Raw genomic sequence first — 16,321 nt, 5'->3', positions numbered from 1 at the left:
AGGGGGGCGGACGAGCCCGGCGGCGGCTGGCACAAAGATCGCTTCAGCCGCCTGCCTTGCGGCTTGGACGGTCAACCCGCCCGCTGCGCCCCATGCGGCGTCAGACCCCTGTCACATCGCGAGAGGACATTTGCGTCATGGACCACAAGCAGTACGCGGCTCGGCGTAGGGCAGACCGCATCGGCAAGACCATCCTGGCCGTGCTTGCCGTCTGTCTGGTGGTGCTGATCGCCCTGCGGATGGCATAAGCGACGCCATGCGGTCCTCCGGAGAGCGCGAGCAGCGCCGCGAGCGGTCATCGTGGAACGAGGCCCCTGCCACTAGAATGCGCGGCTTCGCGCTCACCTGCGAAACCGTGCCGCCTACGGCCACTCGTCCAGACCTTGTGCCGGCCTGTACGCAGCCCTTCTTCACTGCCCATAGCTCAACTGGATAGAGCAGCTGCCTTCTAAGCAGCAGGTCGGGGGTTCGAGTCCCTCTGGGCAGGCCATCCAAAGAAATTGAATCGGCCCGGTTTCCGTGGCGGCTGTTTGGCTTCTGTCACCCCGCCACGGTGGTGGCCTGACAGGCGAGTTGCCGGTAGTGGTTTGCTTCGGCCTCGGCCGGCGGGATGTCGAAGGCCACGTACAACCAGCCTTGCCAGGTCGGGACATAGGTGAAGTCGCTGACCCACAACTGGTTTGGCAGCTCGACACCGCGGCGGAGGCCAACGCAGTCGGCGCACCAGCAGTTGAGCGAGGATCAGCGCCAAAGCACCACCATCGCCACCACCGGCAGCGCCGTCATGACGAGCAGCGGCAACGTGAGACTGTGGCCGACCAACGCGCCCGCCAGTCCCGGACCGGCCACCATGCCCACGCCAGTTCCCGAACAGCAGCGGAGCGAGGCAGAAGTCCGCGCCAGCGGAGCCGGAGCCGGAGCCGGAGCCGGTGGCGAGGATCTCCCTGGCGTCAGGCCGCGGGAACGTTGCGGGCGCGCGGGAAGCAGGAGCTGGGTCGGACTGCAAACGCATGGTGCGGTGATGGAAATGAAGGATCGAACCGCGGACAACGACCCCGCAAGTCCTGGCGCGCTTCCAGGCAGCGGATGCGCAGAAGTGGGGGCGCATGATCAAGTCTGCACGCATCGAACCGGAGTGCCCCTTTGCGCCCGATGCCCGGCGCAAGCAGCGCATTGGCACGCATCTCGTTCAATCTCTGCGGCGTCCAAAGAAAATCCGACGTATCGGATTTCCGGCAAATGCGGTGCCGCAGGCCCTGCAAAAAAATGGCGCCCCGCCGGGCGCCAAACCACGGAAGAACCTCGTCCGTCCTAGTCGGCTGCCTTGAAGCCGGTCGCCTTGACCAGCGCGGCCCAACGGGCGGTGTCGCTGGCGATCTCGCTCTCGAATTCGGGGATCGAGACGTCGGGCACGTCGAAGTTCAGCATTTCCAGGCGAGCGCGGTAGGCCGGATCCTTGTGCGCCTTCATCACGGCGCTGCGGATCTGCTCCACGAGCTTCGGATCGGTGCTGCGCGGCACGAACACGCCGAACCAGATCGTTGTCGTCAGGTCGCCCTGGCCGACCTCCTGCAGCGTCGGCACGTCGGGCAGGTAGCGCGAGCGCTTCGGCCCGGTCACCGCAATGGCCCGCAGCTTGCCTTCCTTGATCTGCGGTGTCGCCGATGCCAGTTGGGTGAAACCGAACGGAACCTGGCCGCCCAGGATGTCGGTGATCTGCGGCGCCGAACCCTTGTATGGAATGTGGACCATCTTCGCCTTCAGCTTCTCGTTGAGTTGGTAGCCGAGGAAGTGCGACGGCGTGCCGGGGCTGAACGAGGCATAGGACGCCTTGTTGGCCGGGTCCTTGATCCACTGCGCCAGCTCCGCGAAGTTCTTCGCCTTGACCGAGGGATTCGTCACCAGCACCAGCGGAGCCTCGACGGCCTTCAGGACCGGGACGAAATCGGACGGCTTCCACCGCAGCTGCGCAAAGGCCGCCGGGTTGATGGTCATCATGGACTGCGTGCCGATCCACAGCGTGTTGCCGTCGGTGGCCTTCAGGGCCATCTCGGCACTGAGATTGCCGTTGGCGCCGGGCCGGTTGTCGACGATGAAGGTGCCACCGGTGGTCTTGTTGAGCTGATCGGCCAGGGCCCGGGCGAAGGGGTCGAGCGCGCCCCCCGCCGGCACGCCGACCATGATCGTCACCGGCCTGGTGGGCCATGTCTGCGCCATCGCAGCGCCGCCCGCCATGCACAGCCCTGCCAACAGGGCACCCAATGCCCGGCTCGTCGTCTGTCGTTTCATCGTCGTCTCCACACCCGTCTCACCGACAGGCAAAGTTTTCAACGCTCTCGATGCAGCCCTGGCCCAGGCACACCGTGTGCGCCGGGCGAATCTAGGTCACGACAAGATGATTGCAAAAATGAACCATTCCTAGGGTTTGCGCGCCCTTGCCTACTTCCGATGGAACTTGCGGCGATCCGCCTTCGGCAGTTGCCCGGGCGGCACCAGCGCGCCGGCGGTGGACTCCAGCATGGACATCAGGCGCCCCAGCTCGGCGCGGTCCTGCGCCGAAAGGCCTGCCAGCAGCGCGCCTTCGATCTCCTGCACCACCGGATAAAGGTCCTCATAGATGTCCCGCGCCCGCTGCGTGAGGTGGATCTCGATGCAGCGCCGGTCGTTCGGACGCGGAATCCGTTCGGCCAGGCCGCGCGCCACCAACTGCGTGACGGTGCGCGACGTGCGCGCGGGCTCGACGCTGGCACGCCGCGCCAGCGTCGTGGACAGCAGTGGCCCCTCCTGGCTCAGGACCACGATCAGCCGCCACTCGCGCCGGGTGATGCCGTACTTGCCTTCGCACAGCCGCACCAGGGGCTGCCCGCTCACCGAGGCCAGTTTGGCCAGTCGAAACAGAAACAGGTCGGCCGTTCTCTCCAAACGTCGTCTCCACCATCCATGTGCGCCGCATTGCGGGTGATCCCTGCGACGGATTAGAACAAGCGGTGCGCCACCTCCAGGGGTGCCGGCGAACGCTTGATGGCAGCCAGGACACGAGCGCCAAGATCCCTTCATTCGCGCAGCCGCAGCCGTGCGGAGATGGCCACGCAGGTTCTCAGGGCACGAGCACGAGCTTGCCCTGCACCGACCCCGCGTCGAGCAGCGCGTGCACCTCGCACGCCTGTGCGAGCGGATAGCTCGTCGTCGGCGAAGCCTTGACGGCGCCGTCGCGCATCAGGCCGATGGCGGTCTCCATCAGTGCGCGTCGCTGCGTGCGGTCGGCGTCGAAGGTGTGGATGGAGAAGGTGCGCACCGCCAGGCTGCGGCTGAGCAGCGAGCGCAGGGTCTGGAACACATCCTCGGCCGGCGGGCCGCCCGCGATGTTGTACGAGATGGCCGTGCCCATGGGCGCCAGCGCGCGGATACAGGCGATGAGCAGCCGGTCGCCGACGTGGTCGAAGGCCAGGTCCACACCGCGCCCGCCGGTGGCGGCCATCACCCGCTCGGGCAGGCCCGCCGGATCGCCGTCCACCAGCGTGGTCACGCCGTGGGCCAGTGCATGGGCCTGCTTGGCGGGTGTGGAGGCGGTGCCGATCACCGTCATGCCATGGTGCGCCGCCAGTTGCGTCAACGCCGTGGCCACGCCGCCAGCGGCGCCGGGCACGAGGATCGAACGCACGGGCAGACCGCCCTGCGTGCCCAGCAGCATGGCCTGCGCGAGCTGCACATTGCCCAGGCTCACGGCCTCGCTGTCCGAGATCGCATCGGGCAGCACGAAGGGCGCATCGGCCGGCACGGCGATGTATTCGGCATAGCAGCCACCGCGCTGCGGCAGCTCGCGCGCGCTGACGAACACGCGCTGGCCGACCCGGTCGGCCGGCACGCCCTCGCCCACCGCCTCGATCACGCCGGCCATCTCGTTGCCGGGAATGGCCGGCATGGGCGGCATCCACTTGTAGATGCCCTTGCGGATGAGCACGTCCGGCCCGCCCGCGCCGATGGCGCGCGCGCGCACCAGCACCTGGCCCGGCCCGCAGGCGGGCACGGGCAGTTCCACCTGCTCCAGCACCTCGGGGCCGCCAGGCACCCGCAGCTGGATCGCTTTCATCGTCGTCGCCATCGTGGGTCTTGCTCCTGCTGCTGGCACCGCACTCAACGCTGGCCGTCGTGGACCGAGACCTGTTCCTTGGTCAGGCCGCCGAGCCGGGCATGCACCCGGCCGCCGGTGCCCATGACCAGGGCGAACAGGATCTCGTCCGGGCGCGGTGCGTCCTGGATGCCGACCTCCATGCTGTTGAAGTGGCTGCGCACGTAGGCGGCGTGGATGTAGTGCAGCGGCACCATCAGGCGGTAGCCGGTGGCGGCCACGGCCTTGGCCGCCGGCACGATGGCCTTGGGCTCGCCCAGCACCGCACGCATGGCCCAGCCGCCGGCCTCATGCCAGACGGCACCGTGCTCCATCTCGCCGTTCACGCCCACGATGGCGGCCTTGCTGTAGACCTCCACCTGGTCGCGGCCCAGCGTCTCCACCAGCTCCGTCGCGAGCAATGTGCCCAGCGAGCGCAGCTCGGCCATGAACGGCATCAGGTCGGGCTCGTAGCGGCCGGCATAGGGGTTGCGGATGACCGCGCATGCCGCCGCCAGCTTGAGCGGCCGGTCGACCGGCGGGCCGCCCTCGTGGTAGATGGTCTCGACGGTCAGGCTGCGCTTGCGGATCTGGATCAGGGACATGGGAGCACCTCGCTCGTTCATTGTTTGGGAATCTGGGCCTCGTTGACCACCACGGTCCACTTCTTGAGTTCGCTCTGGACCATGGCCGTCATCTCTTCGGGCGTGCTGCCGCGCGCCTCGCCACCGATGTCTTCGAGGCGCGTACGCACCTGCGGCTGCTGCAGCGCCTTTTGCACCGCGACGTTCAGTGGCTCGACGATGGCCCGGGGCGTACCTGCCGGCGCCATCAGGCCAGCCCAGGATGTGACCTCGTAGCCTGGCACGCCCTGCTCCGCCACCGTCGGCAGCTCGGGCATCTGGCCCCAGCGGCGCGCGCCGGTGGTGGCGATGGCGCGCATCTTGCCCGCCTTGATGTTGCCCATCGCGGCCGTGGGCGGCGCGATGATGAAGGGCACCTCGCCCGACAGCAGCGCCGTGACCGAAGCCGCATCGCCGCGGTAGGGCACGTGCAGCATGCGAGCGCCGGACATCTTCACCAGCAGTTCGCCGGCCAGGTGGTGCGTGGAGCCGATGCCGGCCGTGCCGTACGACACCTGGCTGCCCGGCGCACGCGCCGCCTTGAGCAGGTCGGCCAGCGAGGCATAGGGCGAATCGGCCTTCACCACGATCAGGAAGGGAAAGAAGGTGATCGTGGAGATGCACTCGAAGTCGGCCACCGTCTGGTAGCTGAGCTTGTTGTAGAGCGCCCCCGCCACCGCATGGCCGCCGGTGGCCAGCAGCAGCGTGTAGCCGTCGGGCTTGGCCCGGGCCACCGCCGCCGAGGCGAGGGTGCCACCTGCGCCTGTCTGCGCCTCGACCACGAAGGGCTGGCCCAGGGTCTTGCCCATTTCGGCGCCGACCACGCGGGCGATGGTGTCGGCATTGCCGCCGGCCGCAAAGCCCTGCAGCACGCGGATGGGCTTGTCGGGATAGCCCTGCGCCCGGGCTGTGAAGGGAAAGCTGCAGGCAAAGCCGAGGCCTGCAGCGAGAGCATCTCTACGCCGCATGATGGTTGTCTCCATTGAATTTCTTATGGCTCGCACCACCGGGCTGCCGGTGGGCGATGTGTCGCGCATCCCGGCCGGGATGCGCCGCACTCAGGGGCATCGACAGGCGCCGTCAGCGCCTGCCGATGCAGGGCTTCAGGCCTGCTGGACGATGGGGTTGCGCAGGATGCCGATGCCCTCGATCTCGACCTCGCAGACATCGCCCGGCTTCATGAACTGGGGCGGCTTCTTGCTCCAGCCCACGCCGGCCGGCGTTCCGGTGGCGATCACGTCGCCGGGGCTCAGGGTGAAGATGGTCGACGCGTAATTGATGAGCGTCGGGATGTCGAAGATCATGTGGCCGGTGTGGCTGGACTGCACCACCTGGCCGTTCAGGCGGGTCTCCAGCTTGAGCTGGCGACCGGGCGCGATCTCGTCGGCGGTGACCATCCAGGGGCCGAAGCCGCCGGTCGATTCGAAGTTCTTGCCCGAGGCGATCTGCTTCGCATGGAACTGCCACTCGCGCACGCTGCCGTCGTTGTAGCAAGAGTAGCCGGCGACGTGCTCGTAGGCCTTGTCCTTGGGGATGTCACGGCCGCCCTTGCCGATGATGACGGCCAGCTCGCCTTCCCAGTCCAGCGAATCCGACACCTTCGGATTGACGATGGGCGCGTTGTGCGCCGTCTGCGAGCGCCACACGCGCAGGAAGATCGGCGGCATCTCCGACAGCTCGCGCTGCATGCCGGCGGCCAGCACTTCCTGGTGGTGGTCCATGTAGTTGCGCACGGCGCAGACGATCTTCTCGGGCCGCGTGATCACCGGCAGGTAGGTGATGTCGGCCAGCTTGGCCACCACGGGCAGGCCTTCGACATGCTGGGCCGCCTGCAGGTAGTCGCCGGAGGCGATGTAGTCGGCCAGCGTCGGCTGCTGCGGGCGGGCCTGGCCGAGGTCGACGACGCCGTCGCCGACGACGGCGCCCCAGGTTTCACGGCCTTGGTGGAGGAAGGACAGCAGTTTCATGGGTGCTCCATTCGAGTGGGAAAGAGGTGAGTCGAGGGTGCGGTGCCAGAACCGGCACCGCGTGGATCACGCGCGGGCAGCCGATGCCGCAGCAGCGGGGGCCTTGGCCTGGAACCGGGCCTGCCACTGGTCCAGCGGCATGAAGGTGGGATCGGCGCGGCAGATGGCCTCGGTCTCGCGCATCAGCGTCTCGTCGTCCTTGTCGAGGTCGAGCGGATCGCCGTGCGGCTGGGCCACGTAGAAGGGCATGTCCACGTACACCTCGACGGTGTTGCCTTCGGGGTCGCGCATGTACATCGACAGCGCGTTGCCATGGTTGAGGCCGCGCACCTCGGTGGCGCCCCGCTCCCGGGCGCGCTGCGTGACTTCGCGCAGGTGCTGGATGCTCGGCACGACGAAGGAGATCTGCATCACCGTGCTGAACGTGGCGTCGGCGGGCCGCCCCGAAGCCAGCACCAGCTGGTGGTGCTGGTCCTCGCTGGCACTGGTGAACACCAGCTCGTTCTTGAAGGTGCTGCCCGCGCCGCGATCGGTGATCGTGAGGTCGAAGGTCTCGGTGTAGAAGGCCACCATCTTCTCCAGGTCGGTCACGAAGATGCCGAAGTGGGAAGGCGTGGGCCGCAGGACTTTGAGCATTTGGGGTCTTGTCTCCGTTGTTGTCTCGAATAGATCGCCGGCCAAGCCGCTTCAGGGCGGCGGCAGGTCTTTCAGGATGTTCTCGACGTTGCGCTGCGTGCTGAGCATGTGTTCCTCCAGCAAGGCGCAAGCGGTGTCGGCGTCGCGCCGCAGGGTGGCGTCCATGAGCCGGCGGTGCTCGTTGGTCTTGCGCTTGGCCACCTTGCGGAAGCGCCCGCTGAAGCGCCGGTAGCGCTCGGCCTGGTCGAACAGGCTTTCGCCCCAGCGCCGCTGCCGCTCCGAAGGACAGGCAGCCAGCAAAGAGAGGTGGAAGGCGCGGTGCAGGTCGGACCATTGGTCGTCCAGGATCACCGGGCCGTCGGGCAGGCGGGACTCGACCAGCTCCAGCCGGTGGAAGGCCGCCACCACCTCGCTCTCCCAGCGATCGTCGCCATGCTGGATGGCGTCGCGCAGCGCCGGCACATCGAGCATCAGGCGCATGCGGGTGATGTCGGCCATGTCTTCGACCGACAGCGGCGCGACGCGAAAGCCCCGGCGCTCGTCGGCGCGGATGAGGCCTTCCTGCGCCAGCCGGCTGAGGGCTTCACGCAGCGGACTGCTGGAGAAGCCGTAGGCGTTCTGCAGCTCGTCCACCTTCAGCTTGACGCCCCCGGCGTAGGTGCCGCTGAGCACGTCCTGCCGCAGCCGGGCGAAGGCCTGGTCCACCAACGTGGGTTCGCGCAAGACGGCATCCGTTTTTTGCATGGACGAGATTTTATGCATAAACTTTTCTTCCGTGCATAGTTCAATGGATTGATCGATGAATGTTTCTTCCGACATCAGGCCTGCAGCGGCGGTTCGCCTGCTGGCCATCTCCGGCAGTCTGCGCCGCGCCTCGCACAGCACCGCGGTGCTGCGCAACATGGCGACGCTGCTGCCCGCAGACGTCCAGCAGCGGCTCTTCACGCTGGAGGAGATACCGCCCTACGACGGCGACCTGGACGGCCCCCAGCCGCCCGCGGCCGTCGCGGAGCTGAAGGATGCCATTGCCCAGGCCGATGGACTGGTGATCTGCTCGCCGGAATACAACTACGGCATGCCCGGCGTGCTGAAGAACGCCATCGACTGGGCCTCGCGGCCCGCCTTCGCCTCGCCTCTCAAGGGCAAGCCCGCGCTGGTGATCACAGCATCGCCCGGCGCCCTGGGCGGGGTGCGGGCCCAGGCGCAGATCCGCGATGCGCTGGCCGCCACGCTGGCCCGGCCGCTGTCGCGGCCCCATGTGGCCATTCCGCTGATCGCCTCCCGCTTTCAGGATGGCCGGCTGAGCGACGCTACGACGCTGGAGATGCTCCAGGCGGGTCTGGCCGACCTGCTGGCGGAGATCCGCCTGCTGGCCGCCGCGCGCGGCTGAGGACTCAGTCGTCCTGCTTCTGCCAGCCGGGCAACCACTGCAGCAGGTGCTCGGCGAAAGCCTCGGCCGCGGGCGGCAGGGTGCGCACCGTCGAGCGGTAGAGGCAGACCGTGCGCACCGTCTCGGGCTCGACCACGCGGCGCATCACAAGGCCGAGGGGCCGCGCCACCACGCCCACGTAGGCCGGCGCGAGCGTGGCCGCCAGCCCCTGGGCGGCGATGCCCAGGGCGGTGGAGACGTTGTCCACCACGTCGACCGGCTCCACCCGTGCATCCGCTGGCGCATTCACATGCATCTGCGAAACGCTGCGCTCATGGTCGCGCCCCGCCGCCACCAGGGCATGGCCGTGCAGGTCGGTCCACCGCAGCTGCCTGCGGCGTGCCAGCGGATGGTCCGGGGCGCACCACAGCACCCACCGGCTGTCGAAGACGGCGGTACCTTGCACACCTTCGCCGGTGGGCCGATCCGGCCCGACCGCCAGATCGACGTCGCCGGCCGTCACCGCATCCACCAGCTGGTCGACCGGCAGATCCTTTACCCGCACGACAACACGAGGCCGCAGCGCCTGGAAGGCGCCGATGGCCGCAGGGATGGCGGTGCCGGCCAACACCTGGGGCGCACCGACCCGCACGATGCCGGCCGCCTGATTGCGCACGTCGGAGGCCGCGATCTCCGCGGCCTGCACATGACGCAGGACCGTCTCGGCGGGCCCCAGAAAGTGCTGGCCCGCGCTGGACAGCGCCACGCGCCGCGTGGTGCGCTCGAAGAGGCGGAAATCGACGATGGCCTCCAGCTCGGCGATCAGCTGGCTCACGGCCTGCGCCGTGAGCCCCATGCGCTGCGCCGCGGCAGTAAAGCTGCGCTGCTCCGCCACGGCGACGAAAGCCTCGAGCTGGCGAAGGGTGTAGCGCGTCAGGGCCATCGGTCGATTATCAAGCGCTGCTTGATCACTGTTCCAAATTCATTGCTTGTGGTGGACAGCCAGGCTGCCGAGACTTCGCCTTCATCAAAACGTCTTGCTGCGCATGGCAGGGCGATGCAGGAGACACATCCATGACAGACCCCCAGGAGCGCAACCGCGCGCTCGCCCAAGAGCTCATCGAGGCCGAGCGCAGCCGCCAGCCCGTCGAGCACTTCAGCAAGCGCCTGTCCGGCATGACCATCGCCGACAGCTACGCCATCCAGCGCGAATGGACGGCGCTCAAGCTGGCCGGCGGCGACACCATCGTCGGCCGCAAGATCGGCCTGACCTCGCGGGCCATGCAGATCGCCTCGCAGATCACCGAGCCCGACTACGGCGTCTTGCTGCAGAGCATGGTGATCGACAACGGCACCGAGGTGGAGGCCGCCCGCTTCCTGGTGCCGCGGCTCGAAGTCGAATTCGCCTTCATCCTCGCCAAGCCGCTGCGTGGGCCCAACGTCACGCTGTTCGACGTGCTCAACGCCACCGACTACGTGATCCCCGCGCTGGAGCTGATCGATGCCCGCATCGAGCAGTTCGACCGCGTGAGCAAGGCACCGCGCAAGGTGCTGGACACCATCGCCGACAACGCCGCCAGCGCCGGCATCGTGATGGGCGGCCGGCCCATGCGGCCGGACCAGGTGGACTGGCGCTGGGCCGGCGCGCTGCTCTTCAAGAACGGCGTGATCGAGGAATCGGGGCTGGGCGCCGCGGTGCTCAACCACCCGGGCAACGGCGTGGCCTGGCTGGCCAACAAGCTGGCTCCGCACGGCGAGGGGCTGGAAGCGGGCCAGATCGTGCTGGGCGGCTCCTTCACGCGACCGGTGCACTGCGCCGCCGGCGACACCTTCCACGCGGACTACGGTCCGCTCGGTTCCATCTCCCTGAAGTTCGTCTGATGACCTCTACCGTGAACACCTTCAAGGCCGCATTGGCCGCCCCCGGCGCGCAGATCGGCCTCTGGCTCGGCCTGGCCGAGCCCTACACCGCCGAGCTGTGCGCCACCGCCGGCTTCGACTGGCTGCTGGTCGACGGCGAGCACGGGCCCAACGACCTGCGCTCCATGCTGGGCACGCTGCAGGCCGTGGCGCCCTACCCCGCCCACCCCGTGGTGCGCATTCCGCACGGCGACACGGCCCTGGTCAAGCAGGTGCTGGAGATCGGTGCCACCACGCTGCTGGTGCCGATGGTGGAAGACGCCGAACAGGCCCGCGGCCTGGTACGGGCCATGCGCTATCCGCCCCAGGGCATCCGCGGCGTGGGAAGCGGCCTGGCGCGCTCCTCGCGCTGGGGCGCCGATGCGCACTACCTGCAGACCGCCAACGACCGCATGTGCCTGCTGGTGCAGGTGGAAACGGCGTCCGCCCTGTCCCGCATCGACGAGATCGCGGCCGTCGAGGGCGTCGATGGCGTGTTCATCGGCCCTGCGGACCTGTCGGCCTCGATGGGCCTGCTCGGCCAGCCCGGCCACCCGGACGTGCGCGCAGCCATCGAGCATGCATTCGCACGCATCCAGGCCGCCGGCAAGGCGCCCGGCATCCTCGCCACGGACGAGACGGTCGCACGCCACTGGATCGGCAAGGGCGCACGCTTCATCGCCGTGGGCGTGGAAGCGACGCTGCTGGCCCAGGCCAGCCGCGCCCTCGCCCGCCGCTTCAAGGAAGCCCCGGCGCCCGCCGCCGGCAACGCCTCGGGCTACTGAGCATGCAGGCCGCACTGGACGAACTGCGCCAAGCCTTCGCCGGCCGCCTGCTGGTGGACGAGGCGGACAAGGCGCCCTTCCTGACCGACTGGCGCCGCAAGTGGACCGGCCAGGCCCTGGCCGTGGCCCAGCCCGACATGGCCGCCGACGTGGCGGCCGTCGTGCGCTGGTGCGCCCGGCACCGCGTCGCCGTGGTGCCGCAGGGCGGCAACACGGGCCTGTCGGGCGGCGCCACGCCCGACACATCCGGCCGCACACTGGTGCTGTCGCTCACGCGCCTGAACAAGGTGCGCGCCATCGACACCATCAACAACACGCTGACGGTGGAAGCCGGCGTCACGCTGCAGCAGGTGCAGGACGCCGCACGCGAAGCCGGCCGGCTGTTCCCGCTGAGTCTGGCCGCCGAAGGCACCTGCACCATCGGCGGCAACCTGGCCAGCAATGCCGGCGGCGTGCAGGTGCTGCGCTACGGCAATGCGCGCGAGCTGTGCCTGGGCCTCGAAGCCGTGACGGCACAGGGCGAGCTGTGGGACGGCCTGCGCGGCCTGCGCAAGGACAACACCGGCTACGACCTGCGCGACCTGTTCATCGGCAGCGAAGGCACGCTGGGCGTCATCACGGCCGCGGTGCTCAAGCTGCACCCGCTGCCCGCGGCGCAGGTGGCTGCCTTCGTCGCCGTGCCCGACCCGGCCGCCGCATTGCAACTGCTCCAGCTGGCCCAGTCGCGCCTGGGCGCCGGTCTCACCGCCTTCGAGCTGATGAGCGACACCTGCATCGCGCTGGTGGAAAAGCATGTGGACAGCGCGCGCCTGCCGCTGGCCGAGCGCTCGCCCTGGTACGTGCTGCTGGAAGTCAGCGACAACGTGGACGAGGCCCATGCCAGCGCCGCGATCGAGGGCCTGCTGGAGGCCGCGCTGGAGCAGGAACTGGCCACCGATGCCGCCCTCTCGGCCACGCTGGCGCAGTTCCAGTCCCTGTGGGCGCTGCGCGAGGACATCTCCGAATCGCAGGGTGCCGAGGGCCGCACCATCAAGCACGACATCGCGCTACCCATTTCCCGCATCGCCGACTTCATCGCCACCATGGGCGCGCAGATCGAACGGCGGTGGCCGGGCGAACGGCTGGTCGTCTTCGGCCACCTCGGCGACGGCAACCTGCACTACAACCTCTCGCCCGCCGCCGACCGGCTGGGCCCGGAGCACCGCGCCGCCTTCGAGGCACTCGAAAGGCCCATCAACCAGTGCGTGCACGACGCGGTGGCGGCCCATGGCGGCTCGATCTCGGCCGAGCACGGCCTCGGCGTGCTGCGCCGCGACGAATCCGCGCGCCACAAGTCGGCGGTCGAACTGCGCCTGATGCAGGCCGTCAAGGCCGCACTCGACCCGCACGGCCTCATGAATCCCGGCAAGTTGCTGCCACCCAACCAGGAGCATTCCGAATGACCACTTCCCTGCTGGACGTGGCGGGCGTCAAGGTCTCGCCCGACCATTACATCGACGGCCGCCGCGTGCCCTCGGCCACCACCTTCGAGCTTTTCAGCCCCATCGACCAGCAGCCGCTGGGCCGCATCGCCGAAGGCCTGGAGGACCACACCGAGGCCGCCATCGCGGCCGCGCAGCGCGCCTTCCCGGCCTGGAGTGCCCTGAGCGCGGCCGAGCGCCTGCCCTACCTGGAGCGTTTCGCCGAGGAGATCGGCAAGCGTGCCGACGACTTCTGCCGGCTGGAGAGCACCGACGCCGGCGTGCTGCTCTCGCGCATGCGCCACGGCGTGGTGCCGCGCGCCATGCTCAACATCCGCTGGTTCGCCCAGCATGCGCTGGACCTGCAGAACCGCCCCATCGACACCGAGCAGGCCCACCACATCGTGCGCCACGACCCGGCCGGCGTGGTGGTGATCATCACGCCGTGGAACGCGCCGCTGATGCTGTCCACCTGGAAGCTGGGCCCGGCCCTGGCCGCAGGCAACACCTGCGTGCTAAAGCCGCCGGAGTGGGCGCCGCTCACCTGCTCGCTGCTGGCCGACTGTGCAGACGCGGCGGGCCTGCCGCCGGGTGTCTTCAACGTGGTGCAGGGCACGGGCGCCAACACCGGTGCACGGCTGGTGGGCGATGCGCGCATCGCGCGCGTCTCCTTCACCGGCAGCGTGCCGACGGCCAGACTCATCGCACAAGCGGCCGGCGCCAACCTGGTGCCCTGCAGCCTGGAGCTGGGCGGCAAGAGCCCCTTCATCGTGCTGGAACATGCCGACCTGGATGGCGCCGCCGCCACCGGCGCGCTGATGTACCGCAACGCCGGCCAGGTCTGCCTGGCGGGCACGCGCTTCCTGGTGCACGAGAAGGTGGCCGAGCGCTTCGTCGCCACCATGCGCAGCCACGTCGAGAAGCTCACCGTGGGCGATCCGCGCGACGAGGCCACCGAAGTCGGCCCCATCATCCATCCGCGCCAGGTGGCCCGCGTCGAAGGCTTCGTGCAGCGCGCGGTGGCTGCCGGTGCCGAGCTGCTGTGGGGCGGCGAGCGCCACGGCTTCGGCGCCCAGTACTTCAAGCCGACCATGCTCACGAAGGTGGCGCAGGACAGCGAGATCGTGCAGAACGAGGTCTTCGGCCCCGTGCTCACGCTGCAGACCTTCGCCAGCGACGAAGAGGCCATTGCCCTGGCCAACGGCACCGACTACGGCCTGGGCGGCGTCTGCTACGGCGAGACCGAGCACGCCACCGAGATCGCCAAGCAGGTGCGCACCGGCTTCATCTGGGTCAACAGCTTCGGCATCCGTGACCTGGCCGCGCCTTTCGGCGGCATCAAGCGCTCCGGCGTGGGCCGCGAAGGCGGCGACTGGAGCTTCGAATTCTTCTGCGACGTCAAGGATGTCGTGGTCCCCAAAAAGCCGTTCAAGGCGAGCTTCAGCCACCGCTGAACGCCATCAGGAGACATTCCCATGGGACAGATTGTTGGATCGGCCATCGTGTCGCATCACCCCGGCCTCATGCAGTGCGAGGAATTCCGCCGCCTGCAGGGCGCCGGCGAGGACTCGGACCTGATCGCCGGCTATGCCCGGCTGCGCGAGCGCATCGCGGCAGCGAAGCCGGACGTGGTCATGATCTTCGACAGCCACTGGTTCACCACCGGCTACCACCTGGTGGACGGCGGCGCGCGCTACAGCGGCACCTACATCTCCGACGAGATGCCCTGGTACCTGCACGGCGTGCCCTTCGCCTACCGCGGCCATCCGCGGCTGGCCCGGGCGCTGGAGACCGCCTCGCGCGCACGCCAGGGCTACGTCCGCGTCATCGACCACCCCGATCTGGGCCGGCACTACGCCACCGTCAACCTGGTCAAGCACTTGCGGCTGGAGCTGGACGACACGCCGGTGGTGACCGTGAGCTCGTGCCAGAACTGCCGCTGGGAGCAGTTCGTCCAGTCCGGCGAGGACATCGGCGAGGGCATCCGCGCCAGCGGCCTGCGCGTGGTGTTGCTGGCCTCGGGCGCGCTTAGCCACAAGTTCAACGGCATCGACTGGATGCCGAACCATCCGCGCATCTTCCACGAGAGCAACGTCTCCTCGCCCGAGAACATCGAGAGCGACAAGGGCGCCATCGCACTGATGGCCGAAGGCCGGCACGACCTGATCCTGGAGCGCTGGGACGGTGAATACCGACGCAAGCCCTGGGAGGCCTTCGGCGCGCACTACCTGCAGATGCTGGGCGCCATGGGCGGCGCCGACTGCCGCGCCAAGGGCGAGGCCCTGTCCGCCTACGAGAACGCGCGCGGCACCGGAAACATCCACATCTGGTTCCCTGCCTGAGCCCCACACAAGAATCGCCATGAACTTCGAATTCCCCCTCCAGAGCCTGCCCGCCGTGATGCAGGGCCCCCGCGTCGAGCGACGCCGCGTCCTCATCGGCGGCAGCGCCTTCTGGGGCACGATGGTGGAAGAAGGCTCCGACGCCGGCCGCCTGCGCCTGGACGACGGCCGCCTGCTGGACGCCGACGCGCAGACCTACCTGCCGCCGGTCAACCCGAGCAAGATCATCGCGGTGCACATCTCCTACAGCTCGCGCAGCATGGAGACGCGCAACAAGCCCAAGCCCACCGAGACGCCCACCTACTTCACCAAGCCGCCGACCTCGCTCAACGGCCACAAGGGCCAGATCCTCAAGCCGGCGGACTGCAAGTACCTCAACTACGAGGGCGAGTACGCCGTCGTCATCGGCCGCACCTGCCGCAACGTGACGCCCGACGAAGCCTGGGACTGCATCGAAGGCTTCTGCCCGGCGCTGGACATGGGCCTGCAGGACTTCCGCGACACCGACCAGGGCAGCATGCTGCGCGTCAAGGGTGCGGACACGCTGCTGCCCATCGGGCCCGGCATCGTGCGCGGCGTCGACCTGTTCGCGCAGACGCTGCGCACCACGGTGGACGGCCTGGTGGTGCAGGAAGCGCAGATCGGCGAAGAGACCATCTGGGGCCCGCACTACGTGATCGCCGACATCGCGCGCCACATCACCCTGATGCCCGGCGACGTGATCCTGATGGGCACGCCCTGCCATTCGCGCAGCGTGAACCCGGGCAACGTCGTGGCCTGCGAGATCACCGGCATCGGCCGCGTGGAAGGCACGGTGGTGGCCATCGACGCGCCGCGCGCGGCGGCCCTGGGCGTGGGCCATGCGCCCACCGACAGCCCCGAAGTGCGCCGCGTGGCGCTCGGCTTCGACGAGCGCGTGCCGGAACACTTCAAGGCCAACCTGCGCGCGGCCAAGGGCGAATGATTGGCAAGGTCTGCGTTCAGTCCCATGGCGCGACCCTGGACGCGGACGACGCCGTCTCGATGCATGTCCGGCCGTTCCACTGGACCCAACCATGACATGCATCAAAAGCCTTGGATGAGTGCCTGGGAAGATCGTCGTGCACCCGGACACACGTGCTCCGACCAGTGC

18 protein-coding genes, 1 tRNA gene and 1 pseudogene are annotated in these 16,321 nt (G+C 68.8%); 10 read left to right on the top strand and 10 right to left on the bottom strand.

Translation table 11 applies throughout. The annotated features are described in order from the left end of the window. Positions 1 to 413 precede the first annotated feature (413 nt). A tRNA-Arg gene (locus ACT54X_RS27980) sits at positions 414 to 490 on the top strand. Positions 491 to 540: 50 nt separating this feature from the next. Here ACT54X_RS27980 and ACT54X_RS27975 read toward each other — a convergent pair. Then, positions 541 to 675, bottom strand: a complete 135-nt coding sequence (locus ACT54X_RS27975) for a hypothetical protein (RefSeq protein ID WP_294372968.1) — start codon at positions 673 to 675, stop codon at positions 541 to 543. A gap of 362 nt (positions 676 to 1,037) precedes the next feature. Between ACT54X_RS27975 and ACT54X_RS27970 the strand changes: the two are divergent. Further along, a pseudogene (locus ACT54X_RS27970) lies at positions 1,038 to 1,136 on the top strand (tripartite tricarboxylate transporter substrate binding protein); the annotation flags it as partial. Between the two features lie 175 nt (positions 1,137 to 1,311). Here the strand turns inward: ACT54X_RS27970 and ACT54X_RS27965 are convergent. Next, positions 1,312 to 2,181 carry a Bug family tripartite tricarboxylate transporter substrate binding protein gene (locus ACT54X_RS27965; RefSeq protein WP_476349879.1) on the bottom strand — a complete coding sequence of 290 codons (870 nt, stop codon included), beginning with the start codon at positions 2,179 to 2,181 and terminating at the stop codon, positions 1,312 to 1,314. On the opposite strand from ACT54X_RS27965, the gene ACT54X_RS27960 reads away from it, so the two are divergent. Further along, positions 2,180 to 2,422 (top strand): hypothetical protein, encoded by a 243-nt coding sequence (locus tag ACT54X_RS27960; RefSeq protein WP_476349853.1) that lies wholly within the window; start codon positions 2,180 to 2,182, stop codon positions 2,420 to 2,422. The genes ACT54X_RS27965 and ACT54X_RS27960 overlap by 2 nt on opposite strands. A gap of 17 nt (positions 2,423 to 2,439) precedes the next feature. Here ACT54X_RS27960 and ACT54X_RS27955 read toward each other — a convergent pair whose 3' ends face one another. The 7 genes from ACT54X_RS27955 to ACT54X_RS27925 all read right to left on the bottom strand — a co-directional run bounded on the left by ACT54X_RS27955 (position 2,440) and on the right by ACT54X_RS27925 (position 8,096). Continuing rightward, positions 2,440 to 2,871 carry a MarR family transcriptional regulator gene (locus ACT54X_RS27955; protein ID WP_294372963.1) on the bottom strand — a complete coding sequence of 144 codons (432 nt, stop codon included), beginning with the start codon at positions 2,869 to 2,871 and terminating at the stop codon, positions 2,440 to 2,442. A 226-nt stretch (positions 2,872 to 3,097) separates the two neighbouring features. Then, positions 3,098 to 4,090, bottom strand: coding sequence for a zinc-dependent alcohol dehydrogenase family protein (locus ACT54X_RS27950; protein WP_294372961.1), 993 nt, complete (start codon positions 4,088 to 4,090; stop codon positions 3,098 to 3,100). 44 nt (positions 4,091 to 4,134) lie between these two features. After that, complete coding sequence (locus tag ACT54X_RS27945; protein WP_294372959.1) at positions 4,135 to 4,713, bottom strand: amino acid synthesis family protein; 579 nt, start codon at positions 4,711 to 4,713, stop codon at positions 4,135 to 4,137. Between the two features lie 17 nt (positions 4,714 to 4,730). Beyond that, positions 4,731 to 5,699: a tripartite tricarboxylate transporter substrate binding protein gene (locus tag ACT54X_RS27940; protein WP_294372958.1), complete on the bottom strand. Its 969-nt coding sequence runs from the start codon at positions 5,697 to 5,699 to the stop codon at positions 4,731 to 4,733. 135 nt (positions 5,700 to 5,834) lie between these two features. Further along, on the bottom strand, positions 5,835 to 6,698 hold the full coding sequence (locus ACT54X_RS27935; protein ID WP_294372956.1) for a fumarylacetoacetate hydrolase family protein: 864 nt from the start codon (positions 6,696 to 6,698) through the stop codon (positions 5,835 to 5,837). Positions 6,699 to 6,764: 66 nt separating this feature from the next. Further along, positions 6,765 to 7,334, bottom strand: coding sequence for a VOC family protein (locus ACT54X_RS27930; RefSeq protein WP_294372954.1), 570 nt, complete (start codon positions 7,332 to 7,334; stop codon positions 6,765 to 6,767). A 51-nt stretch (positions 7,335 to 7,385) separates the two neighbouring features. Next, on the bottom strand, positions 7,386 to 8,096 hold the full coding sequence (locus ACT54X_RS27925; RefSeq protein ID WP_294372952.1) for a GntR family transcriptional regulator: 711 nt from the start codon (positions 8,094 to 8,096) through the stop codon (positions 7,386 to 7,388). Between the two features lie 37 nt (positions 8,097 to 8,133). On the opposite strand from ACT54X_RS27925, the gene ACT54X_RS27920 reads away from it, so the two are divergent. Next, the gene (locus tag ACT54X_RS27920; RefSeq protein ID WP_294372950.1) at positions 8,134 to 8,724 is read left to right on the top strand and encodes an NADPH-dependent FMN reductase; all 591 of its coding nucleotides are present in this window, start codon (positions 8,134 to 8,136) and stop codon (positions 8,722 to 8,724) included. A 4-nt stretch (positions 8,725 to 8,728) separates the two neighbouring features. On the opposite strand, the gene ACT54X_RS27915 is transcribed toward ACT54X_RS27920, so the two are convergent. Then, positions 8,729 to 9,646 (bottom strand): LysR family transcriptional regulator, encoded by a 918-nt coding sequence (locus ACT54X_RS27915; protein WP_294372948.1) that lies wholly within the window; start codon positions 9,644 to 9,646, stop codon positions 8,729 to 8,731. A gap of 131 nt (positions 9,647 to 9,777) precedes the next feature. Between ACT54X_RS27915 and hpaH the strand changes: the two genes are divergently transcribed. From hpaH to ACT54X_RS27885, 6 genes are read left to right on the top strand one after another with little or no spacing between them, the layout of a single operon-like run. Then, on the top strand, positions 9,778 to 10,584 hold the full coding sequence (gene hpaH, locus ACT54X_RS27910; protein ID WP_294372946.1) for a 2-oxo-hept-4-ene-1,7-dioate hydratase: 807 nt from the start codon (positions 9,778 to 9,780) through the stop codon (positions 10,582 to 10,584). Then, positions 10,584 to 11,387, top strand: coding sequence for a 4-hydroxy-2-oxoheptanedioate aldolase (gene hpaI / locus ACT54X_RS27905; protein ID WP_294372944.1), 804 nt, complete (start codon positions 10,584 to 10,586; stop codon positions 11,385 to 11,387). The genes hpaH and hpaI overlap by 1 nt, the downstream gene beginning before the upstream one ends. Before the next feature lie 2 nt (positions 11,388 to 11,389). Further along, positions 11,390 to 12,829, top strand: a complete 1,440-nt coding sequence (locus tag ACT54X_RS27900) for an FAD-binding oxidoreductase (protein ID WP_294372941.1) — start codon at positions 11,390 to 11,392, stop codon at positions 12,827 to 12,829. Next, a complete protein-coding gene (locus tag ACT54X_RS27895) occupies positions 12,826 to 14,301 on the top strand; it encodes an aldehyde dehydrogenase family protein (protein WP_476349848.1) in 1,476 nt (491 codons plus the stop codon). Before ACT54X_RS27900 ends, ACT54X_RS27895 begins: the two co-directional genes overlap by 4 nt. Before the next feature lie 21 nt (positions 14,302 to 14,322). Further along, positions 14,323 to 15,189 carry a DODA-type extradiol aromatic ring-opening family dioxygenase gene (locus ACT54X_RS27890; protein ID WP_294372937.1) on the top strand — a complete coding sequence of 289 codons (867 nt, stop codon included), beginning with the start codon at positions 14,323 to 14,325 and terminating at the stop codon, positions 15,187 to 15,189. Between the two features lie 19 nt (positions 15,190 to 15,208). Beyond that, complete coding sequence (locus ACT54X_RS27885; RefSeq protein ID WP_294372936.1) at positions 15,209 to 16,153, top strand: fumarylacetoacetate hydrolase family protein; 945 nt, start codon at positions 15,209 to 15,211, stop codon at positions 16,151 to 16,153. Positions 16,154 to 16,321 lie beyond the last annotated feature (168 nt).

The organism is Pseudacidovorax sp. DMC4, assembly GCF_056314265.1.
This window is presented reverse-complemented; position numbering and strand designations above follow the sequence as displayed.

Coding starts and splice junctions, on each gene's coding strand:
- ACT54X_RS27940 (WP_294372958.1), bottom strand. CDS start 5,699: ATGCGGCGTAGAGATGCTCTCGCTGCAGGCCTCGGCTTTGCCTGCAGC.
- ACT54X_RS27965 (WP_476349879.1), bottom strand. CDS start 2,181: ATGGTCGGCGTGCCGGCGGGGGGCGCGCTCGACCCCTTCGCCCGGGCC.
- ACT54X_RS27915 (WP_294372948.1), bottom strand. CDS start 9,646: ATGGCCCTGACGCGCTACACCCTTCGCCAGCTCGAGGCTTTCGTCGCC.
- ACT54X_RS27960 (WP_476349853.1), top strand. CDS start 2,180: ATGATCGTCACCGGCCTGGTGGGCCATGTCTGCGCCATCGCAGCGCCG.
- hpaH (WP_294372946.1), top strand. CDS start 9,778: ATGACAGACCCCCAGGAGCGCAACCGCGCGCTCGCCCAAGAGCTCATC.
- ACT54X_RS27920 (WP_294372950.1), top strand. CDS start 8,134: ATGAATGTTTCTTCCGACATCAGGCCTGCAGCGGCGGTTCGCCTGCTG.
- ACT54X_RS27950 (WP_294372961.1), bottom strand. CDS start 4,090: ATGAAAGCGATCCAGCTGCGGGTGCCTGGCGGCCCCGAGGTGCTGGAG.
- ACT54X_RS27935 (WP_294372956.1), bottom strand. CDS start 6,698: ATGAAACTGCTGTCCTTCCTCCACCAAGGCCGTGAAACCTGGGGCGCC.
- ACT54X_RS27925 (WP_294372952.1), bottom strand. CDS start 8,096: ATGCATAAAATCTCGTCCATGCAAAAAACGGATGCCGTCTTGCGCGAA.
- ACT54X_RS27930 (WP_294372954.1), bottom strand. CDS start 7,334: ATGCTCAAAGTCCTGCGGCCCACGCCTTCCCACTTCGGCATCTTCGTG.
- ACT54X_RS27900 (WP_294372941.1), top strand. CDS start 11,390: ATGCAGGCCGCACTGGACGAACTGCGCCAAGCCTTCGCCGGCCGCCTG.
- hpaI (WP_294372944.1), top strand. CDS start 10,584: ATGACCTCTACCGTGAACACCTTCAAGGCCGCATTGGCCGCCCCCGGC.
- ACT54X_RS27895 (WP_476349848.1), top strand. CDS start 12,826: ATGACCACTTCCCTGCTGGACGTGGCGGGCGTCAAGGTCTCGCCCGAC.
- ACT54X_RS27890 (WP_294372937.1), top strand. CDS start 14,323: ATGGGACAGATTGTTGGATCGGCCATCGTGTCGCATCACCCCGGCCTC.
- ACT54X_RS27885 (WP_294372936.1), top strand. CDS start 15,209: ATGAACTTCGAATTCCCCCTCCAGAGCCTGCCCGCCGTGATGCAGGGC.
- ACT54X_RS27945 (WP_294372959.1), bottom strand. CDS start 4,713: ATGTCCCTGATCCAGATCCGCAAGCGCAGCCTGACCGTCGAGACCATC.